Genomic DNA, 16220 nt, shown 5'->3' with positions numbered 1-16220 from the left:
CTATTTGGCCGTGGCCTGTAACCCTGCCAGCAGCAAGCGCTGATACAGCTCTTCGCGCAGGCCACTGGGGTGTGCCAGTTGCATGCGTTCCAGGTGTTGCGCGAAGGCTTGCGGCGACGGTGCGTCGAGGGTGGCTTTGCCCAGTTCGTAGATTTGCGTGAGTTTGAATTTGCTCTTGAGCCAGTTCAAGGCTCGCAGCAGGTCTTGTTCCTGTGCGCTGAAATCACTCCCCAGCGGGTATTCGGGAAATAAGTGCGGGTGGCGCGCCGCTATCGCCTGCAAGCGTTCTGGGCTGTTGTCGGCAAAGCGCGGATCAAGGCAGAAGTCCTTGGGCAATTTGCCGATCTGCTGTGCCTGCTCGATCAGTTCGGTCTGGAAACGCGAGTCGGTGATGTTGAGCAAGGCTTCGATGACCTTGCGGTCGGTCTTGCCACGTAGATCGGCAATCCCGTATTCGGTGATCACGATGTCGCGCAAGTGCCGCGGGATGGTGCAGTGGCCGTACTCCCAGACGATGTTGGAACTCACCTCCCCGCCCGACTCGCGCCAACTGCGCAGAATAATGACCGAGCGTGCGTCATGCAGCGCGTGGCCCTGGGCGACGAAGTTGTATTGCCCGCCCACGCCGCTGAGCACGCGGCCGTCCTGTAACTGGTCGGCTACACCGGCGCCGAGCAGGGTCATGGTGAATGCGCTGTTCACAAACCGTGCATCACGCCGTTGCAGGCGCTTGAGTGCTTCCTGGCCGTACAGCTCGTTGATAAAACTGATAGCCGTCATGTTGAATTCACAGCGTCTGCTGTGGGGCAGTTCTCTTAAGCGCTGGTAAAAACTGGCGGGGCCGAGGATGAAACCGCCATGCACGCAGACGCCATCGGTGTGCAGGCTTTCGTCCAGCGTGCCGGCATTGGCCTGCGCCTGACGCTCCTCATCGGCATACACCTTGCGCCGCACAATGCCTGCGTCCGCGAGCACCATCAGCCCGTGCACGAACATTTCACTGCATCCGTACAGGCCCTGAGCGAAAGGATTGAGCCCGCCTTCGCGCTCGATGAGCGTGCCCCAGGGCGTGACGTCCACCTCATCGAGCAACGCGCGATAACCCGCGTTATCGGCCTGACGCGCCAACAAAGCCGCCACCAGAGCATCGCCCATTGCGCCAATGCCGATCTGTAAGGTGCCGCCGTCGCGTACCAGGGTACTGGCGTGCAACCCGATGAAGTGGTCTTGCGTGCTCACCGGCATGTTGGGCGTCGAAAACAGTGTGGTGCGTTCATCTTCGTCGATCAGCAGGTCAAAATCCTCGGCCTGTAACTCTGAGTCGCCGGGCATGAAGGGCAAGTCTGCGTGCACATGGCCGAGCAGCAAAATGGTTTCACCTGCGGCGCGGCGTTTGGCGATCATCGGCAGTAAATCGAGGGTGATGTCGGGGTTGCAGCTCAGGCTCAGGCGCCTGGCATCCTGCGGGTCGCGGGCGATGAGTTGCGCCACCAGGTTCAGGCCGCTAGCGTTGATGTCGCGGGCGGCATGGCTGTAGTTGCTGCTGACGTAATCTTGCTGGGCGGGCGGGCTGTTGAGCAGGCTGCCCGGTTGCATGAAGAACTGTTCGACATGGATGTTGTGGGGCAAGGTGTTGCGGTGCAAGTCGCCAAGGAAATCCAGTTCGATGTAATCGCCGAAAACCCGTTCAATGAAGGGCTCCAGAAATTGGCGCTGCAACCCTTCACCCAACGCCGGCCGACCCAGGCTGAGTGCGGTGTAGATCGTCAAATGCCGCTCGGGCAGTTGCCTGATGCGCTGATACAGCGCGTTGACGAAACGGTTGGCCTTGCCCAGGCCCAGCGGCAAACCCAGGTGGATATGCGGGGGCAGCCGCGCCAGCACGTCATCCACTGCGCATTCGATTGAACAGGACTGCACCATCTGATCCTCCTAAACCATCCATGTGTAGAGATGTGACTGAGCGTGACGGGTGTTGGTTGCACTGTAACCCTGCCTTCACTGATCAGAACAGGAACAGCGCGTTTATCAGGCGCTGGGGTCGTCTTCACGTTTGAGCATGCGGGTGTTGATTGATAAATAGAAGGGTGCCCTGTGCGGGTGCTCAGGGAACCAGACAATCGCATCCTGATAGTCCGGTGGATGCACTGGGTTGACCAGAATCTTGTTGGCCTGTTCGGTTGGCGGGAATACCCAGGCCGTCGGGTTCAGCGTGACGCCTTCGAGCGCCGGGATACTCATGACTGACGCGGGGTCTGCGGCCGGCGTCCAGATGACTTCGATGCCGCGGCCCATGTCTGCAACCCGTTGATCGCCGCGTGCTTGCGCGGCAATCACCGGTACGCGCTGCCATTGGGATTGGGTGCCCGTATAAAAACCGTAGGCGCTCACCGAACCGTCTGACAGGCGTTTGACGTTCAAGCGCACGCGGGTGTTGCCATCGGTGAGGTGGGCGTATTGCTCGGCGCGATAAAAGGCGCTGTCGCCTGAATTGGTGCTGGGCATCAACACGGTAACGATGACGTTGGTTTGTGGCAGTGCCGTGGCCGATAGCGTTCCCTGCAGGCGTGCGCCAAAGATCCTGGCGCTGGTTGAGCCGCCAATCCATTGCAAGGGTGTGTCTGTATGGCTGGCCTTGACGGTGGTGCCCAGTACGGCATAGGCGCCGTACTGGGTCAGCGCTTCGACGGGTACAAAGTCGTTGTAGTTGTTGAAGTCCATCAGCCCGTCAGGCAATGCACATGACTTGGCGAACACGCAGCCCCGGGTCAGCCTGACGGGTGCTTTGGCCACGGCTGTATGCGTTTGTGCGGCCTTGTGTTGTTGGCGGCACGCGGCACATGGGCAACGCGGGTGAAGGGTAGCGACGCAGGTTTCGTACACAAGCGTGATTCACTGGCTGGAGGTTGTCGTGATGCTAGCCAAGCGCCGGTACGGGGCATGTAGGAGGATTCTGAGATGCTTAAGTGGGTTTGTAACCGGGCATTTCAATTGTTCGGAGGGGGGCGGGGATAAAGGCGCACAGTGGTGACCTGGAAAACAGGCACAAAAAAGCCGCCCATCAGCGGCTTTTTTGCAGGAGATCGGTTTATTTCAAACCAGACATCTTCTCGATGGCGCCTTTCAGGTCTTCATCGGAGCACGTCATGCACGTGCCTTTTGGCGGCATGGCGTTGATACCGGTGATGGCCTTGGCCAGGATGCCGTCGAGGCCGCCCTGGTGATCAGCACGTTCTTTCCAGGCAGCGGTGTCACCGATTTTCGGTGCGCCCAGCAGCCCGGTACTGTGGCAAGCGCTGCAATGCTTGGCGATGATGTCATCAGCCGACATACCACCGCCGCCGCCCACAGAGGCCGTCACTTCCATCCCTTTACATTCTTGCCCTTGAATGCAGACCTTACCGACCGGTTCAAGGCGTTTTGCAATGTCATCGTTCGTTGTTGCCTGAGCGTTGACTGCCCATAGGGCCACTACTGTTGCTGGTACGGCCAGCATTTTCATAATTAGGTTCACGCGTTCACCCTCAATGGTGGCTAGTCACGCCCACAACCACGGTTTCGCGGGCGGCGAAAGTATAACGGTTAGCCCGCCACTCTGAAACAACCCTAAAGTAGAAGGGGTCTTATAAGTGGCGAAATGCAACGCGGGCGGCCTCTGCAAGGCGTGCAGGGCGCCTCAGTTCTTAGAAGTTCGCCGGGGTGGCTGCGCTGATTAGTCGCGCCGCGACGTCGAACGGATTACGGAAACGGTGCGGCTTGGCGCTTTCGAAATAGTAGCTGTCACCGGCTTCAAGCACGAAGGTCTCAAGACCTACGGTCAACTCAAGGCGACCTTCCACCAAAATGCCGGTTTCTTCACCTTCGTGGGTCAGCATCTCGTCGCCAGTGTCGGCGCCCGGCGGGTAAATTTCGTTCAGGAAGGCAATGGCGCGACTGGGGTGGGCGCGGCCGACCAGCTTCATGGTCACGGCACCGTCCGAAATGTCGATCAGCTCATTGGCTTTGTAGACAATCTGCGTGGGTTTTTCTTGAAGTATTTCTTCGGAAAAGAACTCGACCATAGACATGGGGATGCCACTCAGCACTTTTCTCAGCGAACTGATCGAGGGGCTGACGCTGTTCTTTTCGATCATTGAAATGGTGCTATTGGTGACGCCCGCCCGTTTGGCGAGTTCACGCTGAGATAGCCCTTTCAGTTTGCGGATGGATTGCAGTCGTTCACCGACGTCCAATGCGGGAGCCTCCTAGGGTTCAGATTCAGGTCGAATTGGCGCCATCATGGCGATAGCGTTCAGTATTTACAACACTTCGACTTCAATCCTGTGCGCCCGTTTGGCCCCGCACCTTGCACGTAGCCCATCAGCTCCCGGAATAGAGGCGTGGCACGCGTTTTAAGTTACAAAAGATCTGGTAAGGAATGGTTTCAGCGTGGGCCGCCACTTCACTGGCGAGGATGTTTTTACCCCACAGTTCAACGGTCGAACCCAGCCCTGCGTGTGGCACATCGGTGAGGTCGATGCACAACATGTCCATCGACACGCGGCCCAGCAACCGGCTACGTTGACCGGCCACCCACACGGGGGTGCCCGTAGGTGCCTGACGCGGATAACCGTCGGCATAACCCATGGCCACAACGCCGATACGCATGGGACGGTCGGTGACGAATTTGGCGCCGTAGCCCACGGGTTCGCCTACGGGTAGTTCGCGCACGCAAATCACTTTGGATTCCAGCGTCATGACCGCCTGCAAGCGCTCGGCAAGCACCTGCGACTCTTCAAACGGCGTGCTGCCGTAAAGCATCAATCCAGGGCGTACCCAATCGCTCGGGACCTGGGGCCAGCCGAGCACGGCGGGGGAGTTACGCAAGCTGACTTCAGCCGACAACTCGGCGCGGGCGGCCTGAAACACCGCCAGTTGTTCATCACTGCGGCCGCAGCCCAGCTCATCGGCCCGCGAAAAGTGGCTCATCAGGACGATTTTTGCGACGTTGGCACAGGCTTGCAGGCGCTGATAAGCAGCCTTGTAGTCCGAGGGATGCAGGCCCACGCGGTGCATGCCGGAGTCGAGTTTGAGCCACACGTTGATCGGTTTGGCGAGGCGGGCCTGCTCGATGTCGTCCAGTTGCCACAACGAATGCACCACACACCACAAATCGTGTTCAACGATCAGCGGCAGTTCATCGGCAGTGAAAAACCCCTCAAGTAGCAGGATCGGGGCGCCAATACCAGCCGCACGCAACTCCAGCGCTTCTTCAATGCACGCGACGGCGAACCCGTCGGCCTGCGCTTCAAGCGCTTGGGCGCACCGCACGGCACCGTGGCCATAAGCGTCGGCCTTGATCACGGCAAGGGCTTTGGCGCCCGTCACTTCGCGGGCCAGTTGGTAGTTGTGACGCAGGGCTTGAAGGTCGATCAGGGCACGGGCTGGGCGCATGGCGGGCTTCTAACGGCTGTTGAATAAAAAACCGGCGCTCACCCGCAGCGTTCACTGCGTGCTGCACCGGAAGAGGGACTGTTACAGGAGCAAAAAACCTACGGCAGCGCTGCAATCACCGACAGCTCGACCAGAATTTCGGGTTCGCACAGCTTGGCCTCAACCGTGGCACGAGCGGGCTGCACGCCTTTTGGCAGCCATTTGTCCCATTCACTGTTCATGCCCGCAAAGTCGGCATCAATGTCTTTGAGGTAAATGGTGACTGACAAAATGTGGTTTTTGTCGGTGCCCGCGATATCCAGCAAATGCTCAATATTTTTCAGGGTTTCGCGGGTTTGCTGCTCTACGCCCGCATTCATGTCGTCACCCACTTGCCCTGAGAGGTAAACCGTCCCGTTATGGGCAACGATTTGGCTCATGCGTTCATTGGTGAGCTGGCGCTGGATTGCCATGTTTTGCAGTCTCCTGTGGGTTGCCGTAACGGGAAATATCGAGGCCTTCGGTGCTGATTTGCGGCGTTTTCTTCGCCATGACGTCCGCCAGGTAGCGGCCGGAACCACACGCCATCGTCCAACCGAGTGTGCCGTGACCGGTGTTCAGGAACAGGTTCTTGAACGGGGTCGCGCCCACAATCGGGGTGCCATCGGGGGTGGTTGGACGCAGGCCGGTCCAGAAGCTGGCCTGGCTCAAATCGCCGCCCAAAGGATAAAGGTCGTTGACGATCATCTCCAGGGTTTCGCGCCGACGCGGGTTAAGCGACAGGTCAAAACCGGCGATTTCAGCCATGCCACCGACGCGGATGCGGTTATCGAAGCGGGTGATCGCGACCTTGTAGGTCTCATCGAGAATCGTCGACGTCGGCGCCATGTTCGGGTCAGTGATCGGAATGGTCAGCGAGTACCCTTTGAGCGGGTAGACCGGCGCCTTGATGCCCAGCGGCTTGAGCAACTGTGGAGAGTAGCTGCCCAGTGCCAGCACATAGCGGTCTGCGGTTTCGAGCTTGCCGTCGATCATTACGCCGTTGATACGGTCGCCTGCGTAGTCCAGGCGCTGAATGTCCTGACCGAAGCGGAATTCGACGCCAAGGTTTTTTGCCATTTCGGCCAGGCGAGTGGTGAACATCTGGCAATCGCCGGTTTGATCGTTCGGCAGGCGCAGGGCACCCGCCAGAATGTCGGTCACATTGGCTAGCGCCGGCTCAACGCGGGCAATGCCAGCGCGGTCGAGCAGTTCGTAGGGCACGCCAGACTCTTTGAGTACGGCGATGTCTTTGGCTGCGCCATCCAATTGCGCTTGGGTGCGGAACAGTTGAGTCGTACCCAGGTTACGGGCCTCGTAGGCAATGCCGGTTTCGGCGCGCAGTTCGTCGAGGCAGTCACGGCTGTATTCAGACAGGCGCACCATGCGCTCTTTGTTCACGGCATAACGGCTCGCGGTGCAGTTGCGCAGCATCTGCGCCATCCACAGGTATTGGTCGATATTGGCGGTGGCCTTGATCGCCAAAGGCGCGTGGCGCTCCAGCAACCATTTGATGGCCTTGAGCGGCACGCCCGGTGCGGCCCACGGCGAGGCATAGCCTGGCGAGACCTGGCCTGCGTTGGCAAAACTGGTTTCCATTGCTACGGCTGGCTGACGGTCGACCACGACCACTTCAAAACCGGCTCGGGCCAGATAATAGGCGCTGGCAGTACCAATAACGCCGCCACCCAATACCATAACTCGCATATTTATATCCCTCATCGCGGCCAGCCGCAGACGTTTATTGTTCAAAGCGAAGATGGGCGCAGTATAGGAACCATTGGCTAGTGGAATTCACTGTATAAACGGCTATATTTGGCGACAATTCTCGGCCAAAACGCTTTTGACAAAGGAGATTCTCCTATGCGTACAAATCATCAAACAAAGCGTGAGCTGGACAAGATTGATCGCAACATTTTGCGCATCTTGCAGGCCGATGGCCGGATCTCGTTTACCGAGCTGGGAGAGAAGGTCGGGCTGTCTACCACGCCCTGTACCGAGCGGGTGCGCAGGCTGGAACGCGAAGGGATCATCATGGGCTACAACGCCCGGCTCAATCCGCAGCATTTGCAGGGCAGTTTGCTGGTGTTCGTCGAGATCAGCCTCGATTACAAATCTGGCGATACATTTGATGAGTTCCGACGGGCCGTGTTGAAGCTTCCCCATGTATTGGAGTGCCATTTGGTGTCGGGGGACTTTGACTATCTGGTGAAGGCGCGCATTAGCGAAATGGCGTCCTATCGCAAACTGTTGGGCGATATCTTGTTGAAATTGCCCCATGTGCGCGAGTCCAAAAGCTACATCGTGATGGAAGAAGTGAAAGAGAGCCTGAATTTGCCGATTGCGGATTAACAGCGGCCCTCACCCCAGCCCTCTCCCTGCGGGATGGGAAGCGGATGGGGGGGGAGCTGAGCTGCTTTTGCTTTTACTCCCCTCTCCCTCCGGGAGAGGGTTAGGGTGAGGGGCTTTGGGGGTTTTAGACCAATACCTGCCGCGTACTGGCGATGTATTCATGCACCAATTTTTCAGCGCTGGGGTGGATCAACTCCACCGGTCTGCGCCCGTTGGGGCAAGGCAAGGTTGGTGTGGTGCCGAACAGGCGGCAAATCAGCGGGCGTTCTTCGTACACCGTGCAGCCGTTGGGGCCCAAATGCACACAGTTCAGCTCGTCCATGGCCGCTTCCTGCTCGGCGGCGGTCTTGCGCGGCAAGCGCGCCATTTCTTCAGACGAGGTGGTCACCGGTCCGCAGCAGTCATGGCAACCCGGTACGCACTCAAACGATGGTATTTGCTGGCGCAGAAAGCGGATTTTATGGCTGTTGCAGCTCATCCAGGGCGTACCGATTTTTAAAAGGCCGCAGAGTCTGCCTGAAAACCCCTGCCCTAGACAGCGCCGTCCAGCTGTTCTTGCCCCATGTGAATGGCACGGCTTATGCTCCGTCAAATTTTCCAAACACAAATAATCAGGATCACGCACATGAACGCCCCTGTTCAGCGCAGCCAGCACACCGCCTCTTATTACGCCGCCAGCAGCTTGCCGCAGCCCGATCATCCGGTGCTGCAAGGCGAACATGTGGCCGATGTGTGCGTAGTGGGCGGGGGCTTTACCGGGTTGAACACGGCGCTGGAACTGGCCGAGCGCGGTATGAGCGTGATCTTGCTTGAAGCGTACAAGATCGGCTGGGGTGCCAGTGGGCGTAACGGCGGGCAACTGATACGTGGCGTGGGGCATGGCCTTGAGCAGTTTGAAGGCATCATCGGCAAGGACGGTGTGCGTCAGATGAAGCTGATGGGGCTGCAAGCCGTGGAAATCGTGCGCCAGCGTGTTGAACGCTTCAATATCGCCTGTGACCTGACCTGGGGATATTGCGATTTGGCCAACAAGCCTCGCGACCTCGAAGGCTTTGCCGAAGAAGCAGACGAATTGCGCAGTTTGGGTTATCGCCATGAGACGCGATTGTTGCAGGCCAACGAAGTGCGCAGTGTGGTGGGGTCTGATCGTTATGTGGGCGGGTTTGTCGACATGGGCTCGGGGCACCTTCACCCGCTCAATCTGGCGTTGGGGGAAGCGGGTGCAGCGGCACAGTTGGGCGTCAAGCTGTTCGAACACAGCGCAGTGACGCGCATTGATTACGGCCCGCAAGTGCGCGTGCACACCGCTCAAGGTTCTGTGCGCGCCAACAGCGTGGTGCTGGGCTGTAACGCCTACCTTAAAGACCTCAACCCTCAATTGAGTGGCAAAGTGCTGCCGGCTGGCAGTTACATCATCGCCACCGAACCGTTGAGCGAAGCGCAGGCCCACGCCCTGTTGCCGCAAAACATGGCGGTGTGCGATCAGCGCGTGGCCTTGGACTACTACCGCCTTTCGGCCGATCGGCGCTTGTTGTTCGGTGGTGCTTGCCATTATTCAGGACGTGACCCACAGGACATTGCGGCTTACATGCGGCCGAAAATGCTCGAAGTATTCCCTCATCTAAAAGACGTGAAAATCGACTATCAATGGGGCGGCATGATCGGTATTGGTGCCAACCGCTTACCGCAGATTGGCCGTTTGCCCGATCAGCCGAACGTGTACTTCGCTCAGGCTTATTCCGGGCATGGGGTGAATGCCACGCATTTGGCGGGCAAGCTATTGGCCGAGGCCATCAGCGGCCAGCACAGCGACGGCTTCGACCTGTTTGCCAAAGTCCCGCACATCACCTTCCCTGGCGGCAAGTACCTGCGCTCGCCCCTGCTGGCGCTCGGCATGCTGTGGCATCGGCTGAAAGAGCTGCGCTAAATAGGGTGTAGTCGCGGCCGTAGGCAGCGACTACACGACGTGTGTTCAAGAGCGCCAGAACGGTTTGCAGCCTTCACGCAGGGCCATCGCCCGGCTCAACCCCACGTCGCGCAATTGTTGCTCGTCCAGTGCGAGCAGTGCGCGACGCGTACGAGAGCGGTGCCACATCAGGCCCCAGCCACTCAGGCCCGCCGGGGCTTTAATCAGCTGAAACACGTGCTGCTCATCCTGCAATTGCGGGGCGTGCAGCGTCAGGCGTACATCGCTTAAACCATTCATGACCAGGCTCCTTGTTGACTCGTTGGCTCAGAGCAAAATGATGGCCTTGTCGTGAAAACCATGACAGATTCAGCAAACTGTTTTTACGTGCATACAGATGATGCTTTTCGGGGGCTGAATCCCCGTTTTGCGCCCCATCTGTCATGGTTTTTGTTCGCTACCTTGCCCAGAGTGCTGCCATGACCCTTTACGTCAACCTCGCTGACTTACTTGGCACGCGTATCGAGCAGGGTTTTTATCGCCCCGGTGACCGTCTGCCTTCCGTGCGTGCCTTAAGTGCCGAGCACGGGGTGAGTTTGAGCACCGTTCAGCAGGCGTATCGGCTGCTGGAAGACAACGGATTGGCTTCGCCGCGGCCCAAGTCTGGCTACTTTGTGCCTATGGAACGTGAGCTTCCCGCCTTGCCGGGGATGGGCAAGCCGGCTCAACGCCCGGTGGAAATTTCGCAGTGGGAACAAGTGCTGGAGTTGGTGCGGTCGGTGCCGCACAAAGATGTGATCCAGCTGGGGCGCGGTATGCCGGACGTCACCACGCCCACCCTCAAGCCGCTGTTGCGCAGCCTGGCGCAAATCAGTCGTCGTCAGGACCTGCCCGGCCTGTATTACGACAATATTCACGGCGTGCTTGCCCTGCGCGAGCAACTGGCGCGGTTGCTGCTCGACTCGGGTTGCCAGTTAGGCCCTGACGAGCTGGTGATTACCACCGGCTGCCACGAGGCGCTGTCGTGCAGCATCCGCGCCGTGTGTGAGCCGGGCGACATTGTGGCGGTCGATTCGCCGAGTTTTCATGGCGCCATGCAAACCCTCAAGGGGTTAGGCATGAAGGCGCTGGAAATTCCTACAGACCCGCTCACCGGCATCAGCCTTGAGGCGCTCGAACTGGCGCTTGAGCAGTGGCCGATCAAGGCAATCCAGCTCACCCCCAGTTGCAACAATCCGTTGGGCTACATCATGCCCGAGGCGCGTAAGCAGGCTTTGGTCGCATTGGCGCAGCGCTTTGATGTGGCCATCATTGAAGACGATGTTTATGGCGAGTTGGCCTACACCTACCCTCGCCCGCGCACGATCAAGTCGTTCGACGACGATGGCCGGGTGTTGCTGTGCAGCTCGTTTTCCAAGACCCTGGCGCCGGGTTTGCGCATTGGCTGGGTCGCACCGGGGCGTTATTTGGAACGGGTGCTGCACATGAAATACATCTGCACCGGTTCCACCGCGCCGCAGCCACAACTGGCCATTGCCGACTTTTTGAAGAATGGGCATTTCGAGCCACATTTGCGGAAAATGCGCACCCAATATCAGCGTAATCGCGACTTGATGCTGGGTTGGGTAAGTCGCTACTTTCCAGCCGGCACGCGGGCCAGTCGGCCCCAAGGCAGTTTCATGCTGTGGCTTGAGTTGCCAGAGGGTTTTGACAGTTTGCGACTCAATCGCGCGCTGTTAGAGCAAGGCGTGCAGATCGCGGTGGGCAGTATCTTTTCGGCGTCGGGCAAGTACCGTAATTGCTTGCGCATGAACTACGCGGCCAAGCCTGCGTACCAGATCGAGGACGCCGTGCGCAAGGTCGGGCTGGCGGCCACTAAGCTGTTGGCCGGCGCCCTTTAACTTCTTTGCAACGTTTGGTCCGAGGCGCTCCCCGTTGAAATCACTGTGTGTATTAATCATGAGTGTTGTGCTGGGAGGCTGCGCCAGCATGGACGTCCCTCGCGAACCGAGCCAGGCCATGCCAGCTGCGAATTCGTCCTTTGGTCGCTCGATCCAGGCGCAGGCAGCGCCGTATCAGGGGCGCTCGGGGTTTCGCCTGTTACCCAACAGCGGCGAGGCATTTCGCGCGCGGGCCGAGCTGATTCGCAACGCGCAAACCAGCCTCGACTTGCAGTACTACATTGTCCACGACGGCTTGAGCACGCGCATGCTGGTGGACGAGCTGCTCAAAGCGGCTGATCGCGGGGTGCGTGTGCGGCTGTTGCTCGATGACACCGCCAGTGACGGGCTGGACGAATTACTGGCCACCTTGGCCGCGCACCCCAATGTGCAGATCCGTCTGTTCAACCCTTTGCAGTTAGGTCGAGGTACTGGCGTAACGCGGGCAATGGGGCGGCTGTTCAATTTGTCGCGTCAACACCGGCGCATGCATAACAAGCTTTGGTTGGCGGATAACAGTGTCGCAATTGTCGGTGGGCGTAATTTGGGCGATGAGTATTTCGATGCTCAGCCCGACCTGAACTTCACAGATATCGACTTATTGAGCGTTGGCCCGGTGGCTGAGCAATTGGGGCACAGTTTCGACCAGTATTGGAACAGCGCATTGAGCCAGCCGATTGGCGATTTTGTCTCGTCGCGGTTGTCCAGGCGCGAACTGTCCAAGGCGCGCAAAGAGCTGGAGGCGTCTTTGCAAAAGGCGCAGCGACGCAACCCCGGCTTGTATCAGGAGTTGGCTGCGTATGAGACCCGCCCGCAAATGGAGGTATGGCGCAACGAGCTGATCTGGGCCTGGAATCAGGCGTTGTGGGACGCACCGAGCAAGGTGCTGGCCAAGGATGAGCCAGATCCGCATTTGCTGCTGACCACTCAACTGGCCCCGGACCTTGCCGGTGTGAGCAAAGAGTTGATTTTGGTGTCGGCCTACTTTGTGCCGGGTGAAATCGGGTTGGTTTACCTGACCGGCAGAGCCGACGCCGGGGTTGATGTGCGTTTATTGACCAACTCGCTGGAGGCCACGGACGTGCCCGTGGTGCACGGTGGCTATGCGCCGTACCGTAAGGCGTTGCTTGAGCATGGGGTCAAGCTGTTTGAGCTGCGTCGTCAACCGGGCAGCACCGGCGGCAGTGGCCCGCACTTGTTCAAGACCAGCCTGAGTTCGGATTCGAGCCTGCACAGCAAGGCGATGATTTTTGATCAGCGAAAATCCTTTATCGGATCATTCAATTTCGACCCGCGCTCGGGCTTGTGGAACACCGAAGTCGGGGTGCTGGTGGACAGTCCCGCACTCGCTGCGCAGGCCCGAGAGCTTGCGCTGCAAGGCATGTCCCCGGCATTGAGTTATCAACCGGTGCTGCGCGAAGGCTCGATTGTGTGGCAAACCGAAGACAACGGGCAATTGCACACCTTGACCCATGAGCCGGGCAGTGGGTGGCGCCGGCTCAATGCGTGGTTCAGCACGCGCGTGGGTTTGGAAAAAATGCTCTAGCGACGGGGTCAGGCGGGTGATTGTTCGGCGCCAAACGCGCCTTGGCGCAGCACCAATATCACCAAGCCCAATGCGCCGACGGCCATGAACAACGGCAGCGCATGCCCACTGATCCACTGGCTGCCCGCCCCTGCCGCCAGCGGCCCGATCAGACAGCCAATGCCCCACAACTGGGCCACGTGCGCGTTGGCACGAACCAGCGCGTCGTCGCGGTAGCGTTCACCGATCAGGATCAGCGACAGCGTGAACAAGCCTCCCGCACTGGCGCCGAAAATCACCCACAGCGGCCATATCAGCAAGGTATTGAGCAGCAACGGCACCGCAAGGCTCGATAGCATCAACAGCACCGCGCAGCCGGTGAACAATGTACGGCGTGAGAGTTTGTCGGCGAGTGCACCAATGGGCAGTTGCAGCAAGGCATCGCCCACAACCACGGTGCTGACCATCGCCAGCGCGATATCGGCCGTAAACCCCTGGCGCAGACAGTAGATGGGTAGCAGGGTCAGAATCATCGCTTCAAACGCGGCGAACAGCGCGACGGCCCAGGCGATAGCGGGTAAGCCGCGGCAGAAAACCAGCAGATCCTTGAAGGTGACGCTGCATGACTCGGTTGTGGGTGCGCCATCGCGCCCCATCAGCAGCAAGGGCGCAAGCGTAAGCAAACCCACGCCGATCCAGAAACCGTAGTCGTTTTGCGAACCCACCAGACCCAAAAGTAGCGGCCCGGACAGCTGGCTCAGGGCGTACGCGCAGCCATACAACGCCACCAAACGGCCTCGCCATTGCTCGACCACCAGTTGATTGATCCAGCTCTCGCCGAGAATAAAAATCACCGTAAGCACTACGCCGATCAGCAATCTGAGCACCAGCCAGACCGGATAGCTGGGCAGCAACCCCAACAAACCGATGGACAGCGCGCCACACCACAGGCAAAGACGCATCAGGCCCGGCGTGCCAAAGCGCGCTGCCAGTTTGCTGGCGATGCTGGCACCGACCAATACGCCAATGGCGGGCATGGCGGCCATCACACCGATGGCAAAGCCGCCGTAGCCCCAGCTTTCAAGCCGCAACGACACCAGCGGCATGCTGACGCCCAGCGCCAACCCGACGCTCAGGACTGAGGCGAGTACGGCGAAATAAGTCGCCCAACGCATGGGTGTGCTCCTGTGGATAACGTGAACTCAAAGGTGCAAAACAGCTGTGGGAGCGAGCTGGCTAACGATTTACATACCTTTCGGTACGTTCATCGCCAGCCAGCTCGCTCCCACAGGCGTTTTACCGGACGTAGCCGTTGCTCAAAGCGGGCAACAGCTACGGGGCTTGCGTGTTACAGCTTGATCCAGGTGGATTTCAGCTCGGTGTATTTGTCGAACGCGTGCAGCGATTTGTCACGACCATTGCCCGATTGCTTGAAACCGCCAAACGGTGCCGTCATGTCGCCGCCATCGTATTGGTTAACCCACACGCTACCAGCGCGCAGGGCTTTGGCGGTCAGGTGAGCCTTGGAGATGTCGGCAGTCCAGACCGCTGCCGCCAGGCCGTATGGCGTGTCGTTGGCGATCTGTACAGCTTCCTCAGCCGTGTCGAAGGTAATCACCGACAGCACGGGGCCAAAGATTTCTTCCTGGGCGATTTTCATCGCGTTGCTCACACCGTCAAAAATGGTCGGTTCGACGTAAGTGCCGCCTGTTTCTTTCAGGATTTGGTTACCGCCCGCCACCAGCTTGGCGCCCTCGGAGTGGCCCGACTTGATGTACGACAGCACGGTGTTCATTTGCTGCGTGTCGACCAGCGCACCCACGTTAGTGGCGGGGTCCAGCGGGTTGCCCGGTTTCCAGCCTTTCAGGGCTTCGATCACCAGTGCCAGGAAAGTGTCCTTGATCGAACGCTCGACCAGCAGGCGCGAACCGGCGGTGCAAACCTCGCCCTGGTTGAAGGCGATAGCGCTGGCGGCTGACTCGGCGGCGGCTTGTAGGTCCGGGGCATCGGCGAACACGATGTTCGGGCTTTTACCGCCCGCTTCGAGCCACACGCGTTTCATGTTGGATTCGCCGGAGTACACCATCAACTGCTTGGCAATTTTGGTCGAGCCGGTGAACACCAGTGTGTCGACGTCCATGTGCAGCGCCAGTGCTTTACCCACCGTGTGGCCATAGCCCGGAAGGACGTTGAGCACGCCAGCCGGAATACCGGCTTCGACGGCCAGTGCGGCGATGCGGATTGCAGTCAAAGGCGATTTTTCGGACGGTTTGAGGATCACCGAGTTACCGGTGGACAGCGCCGGACCAAGCTTCCAGCAGGCCATCATCAGAGGGAAGTTCCACGGCACGATAGCCGCAACAACACCCACGGGTTCGCGAGTCACCAAGCCCAGTTGATTGTGCGGGGTCGCGGCCACTTCGTCGTAAATCTTGTCGATGGCTTCGCCGCTCCAGCTCAGCGCATTGGCGGCGCCCGGGACGTCGATGCCCAGTGAGTCAGAAATCGGTTTGCCCATGTCCAGGGTTTCAAGCAGCGCCAGCTCTTCAGCGTTTTGCTTGAGCAGACCTGCAAAGCGGATCATGGTGGCCTTGCGTTTGGCGGGTGCCAGGCGCGACCAAACGCCGGAATCGAATGTTTTGCGCGCATTTTCGACGGCGCGTTGCGCATCTGCGCTATCGCAGCTGGCAACCTTGCCCAGCAAACGGCCATCGACCGGGCTGAGGCACTCGAATGTTTCATTGGAGACCGCGGCGGTGTATTCACCGTTGATGTAAGCGCGACCTTCGATTTTCAGCTGTTGGGCACGTTGTTCCCAGTCAGCACGCGTCAGGGTGGTCATTCGAGTGTCCTCCTCTTATTAATAAAAAAGCACCACGGCTTTCACGTGGCACGTCAGGAATGCTGTCCGATCCACCAATGTGATCGGCACAAGACATGCGCCACCCTAAACCAGTGGCTGTGGGACTTTCAATATATTTGACACAGGTGCCGTAAACGGCATGGCTTGTTCGTTTTAATAAACATAGACTTTGGTCTTTCTGAT

The 16220-nt window shown here is 59.0% G+C and carries 15 protein-coding genes; 4 read left to right on the top strand and 11 right to left on the bottom strand.

Annotation, left to right across the window (positions count from 1 at the left end; all coding sequences use genetic code 11):
- From GYN01_RS09810 to dadA, 7 genes are all read right to left on the bottom strand, one after another.
- The gene (locus tag GYN01_RS09810) at nucleotides 1-1923 is read right to left on the bottom strand and encodes an acetyl-CoA hydrolase/transferase C-terminal domain-containing protein (RefSeq protein WP_048363839.1); all 1923 of its coding nucleotides are present in this window, start codon (nucleotides 1921-1923) and stop codon (nucleotides 1-3) included.
- A 105-nt stretch (nucleotides 1924-2028) separates the two neighbouring features.
- The gene (locus GYN01_RS22565) at nucleotides 2029-2793 is read right to left on the bottom strand and encodes an S-type pyocin domain-containing protein (protein WP_338053152.1); all 765 of its coding nucleotides are present in this window, start codon (nucleotides 2791-2793) and stop codon (nucleotides 2029-2031) included.
- Between the two features lie 295 nt (nucleotides 2794-3088).
- Nucleotides 3089-3502 (bottom strand): c-type cytochrome, encoded by a 414-nt coding sequence (locus GYN01_RS09800; protein WP_048363840.1) that lies wholly within the window; start codon nucleotides 3500-3502, stop codon nucleotides 3089-3091.
- A gap of 181 nt (nucleotides 3503-3683) precedes the next feature.
- Nucleotides 3684-4232 carry a cupin domain-containing protein gene (locus tag GYN01_RS09795; protein ID WP_048363841.1) on the bottom strand — a complete coding sequence of 183 codons (549 nt, stop codon included), beginning with the start codon at nucleotides 4230-4232 and terminating at the stop codon, nucleotides 3684-3686.
- Between the two features lie 127 nt (nucleotides 4233-4359).
- Entirely contained in the window at nucleotides 4360-5433 is a 1074-nt protein-coding gene (gene alr / locus GYN01_RS09790) for an alanine racemase (protein WP_048402085.1), read from the bottom strand.
- Nucleotides 5434-5531: 98 nt separating this feature from the next.
- Nucleotides 5532-5885, bottom strand: a complete 354-nt coding sequence (locus tag GYN01_RS09785; RefSeq protein ID WP_048363843.1) for a RidA family protein — start codon at nucleotides 5883-5885, stop codon at nucleotides 5532-5534.
- A complete protein-coding gene (gene dadA, locus GYN01_RS09780; RefSeq protein WP_048363844.1) occupies nucleotides 5857-7158 on the bottom strand; it encodes a D-amino acid dehydrogenase in 1302 nt (433 codons plus the stop codon). Before dadA ends, GYN01_RS09785 begins: the two co-directional genes overlap by 29 nt.
- A 156-nt stretch (nucleotides 7159-7314) precedes the next feature.
- On the opposite strand from dadA, the gene GYN01_RS09775 reads away from it, so the two are divergent.
- Nucleotides 7315-7803, top strand: coding sequence for an Lrp/AsnC ligand binding domain-containing protein (locus GYN01_RS09775; protein WP_019828215.1), 489 nt, complete (start codon nucleotides 7315-7317; stop codon nucleotides 7801-7803).
- A gap of 124 nt (nucleotides 7804-7927) precedes the next feature.
- Here the strand turns inward: GYN01_RS09775 and GYN01_RS09770 are convergent, their stop codons facing one another.
- A complete protein-coding gene (locus GYN01_RS09770) occupies nucleotides 7928-8281 on the bottom strand; it encodes a YkgJ family cysteine cluster protein (RefSeq protein WP_048363845.1) in 354 nt (117 codons plus the stop codon).
- Nucleotides 8282-8428: 147 nt separating this feature from the next.
- Here GYN01_RS09770 and GYN01_RS09765 point away from each other — a divergent pair, with 147 nt between their 5' ends.
- Nucleotides 8429-9730, top strand: coding sequence for an NAD(P)/FAD-dependent oxidoreductase (locus GYN01_RS09765; RefSeq protein WP_048402084.1), 1302 nt, complete (start codon nucleotides 8429-8431; stop codon nucleotides 9728-9730).
- Nucleotides 9731-9775: 45 nt separating this feature from the next.
- On the opposite strand, the gene GYN01_RS09760 is transcribed toward GYN01_RS09765, so the two are convergent.
- Complete coding sequence (locus GYN01_RS09760; RefSeq protein ID WP_203306950.1) at nucleotides 9776-10009, bottom strand: DUF1127 domain-containing protein; 234 nt, start codon at nucleotides 10007-10009, stop codon at nucleotides 9776-9778.
- 179 nt (nucleotides 10010-10188) lie between these two features.
- Between GYN01_RS09760 and GYN01_RS09755 the strand changes: the two genes are divergently transcribed.
- Both GYN01_RS09755 and GYN01_RS09750 read left to right on the top strand, forming a co-directional pair.
- Nucleotides 10189-11610, top strand: coding sequence for an aminotransferase-like domain-containing protein (locus GYN01_RS09755; RefSeq protein ID WP_048363848.1), 1422 nt, complete (start codon nucleotides 10189-10191; stop codon nucleotides 11608-11610).
- A 58-nt stretch (nucleotides 11611-11668) separates the two neighbouring features.
- Nucleotides 11669-13195: a phospholipase D family protein gene (locus tag GYN01_RS09750; protein WP_203306949.1), complete on the top strand. Its 1527-nt coding sequence runs from the start codon at nucleotides 11669-11671 to the stop codon at nucleotides 13193-13195.
- 8 nt (nucleotides 13196-13203) lie between these two features.
- Here GYN01_RS09750 and GYN01_RS09745 read toward each other — a convergent pair whose 3' ends face one another.
- Nucleotides 13204-14349 (bottom strand): MFS transporter, encoded by a 1146-nt coding sequence (locus GYN01_RS09745; protein WP_048363850.1) that lies wholly within the window; start codon nucleotides 14347-14349, stop codon nucleotides 13204-13206.
- A 173-nt stretch (nucleotides 14350-14522) separates the two neighbouring features.
- Entirely contained in the window at nucleotides 14523-16016 is a 1494-nt protein-coding gene (locus GYN01_RS09740) for an aldehyde dehydrogenase (protein ID WP_059765913.1), read from the bottom strand.
- Between the last annotated feature and the right edge of the window lie 204 nt (nucleotides 16017-16220).

Source organism: Pseudomonas weihenstephanensis (assembly GCF_016812185.1).
GTDB lineage: Bacteria > Pseudomonadota > Gammaproteobacteria > Pseudomonadales > Pseudomonadaceae > Aquipseudomonas > Aquipseudomonas weihenstephanensis.
This window is presented reverse-complemented; position numbering and strand designations above follow the sequence as displayed.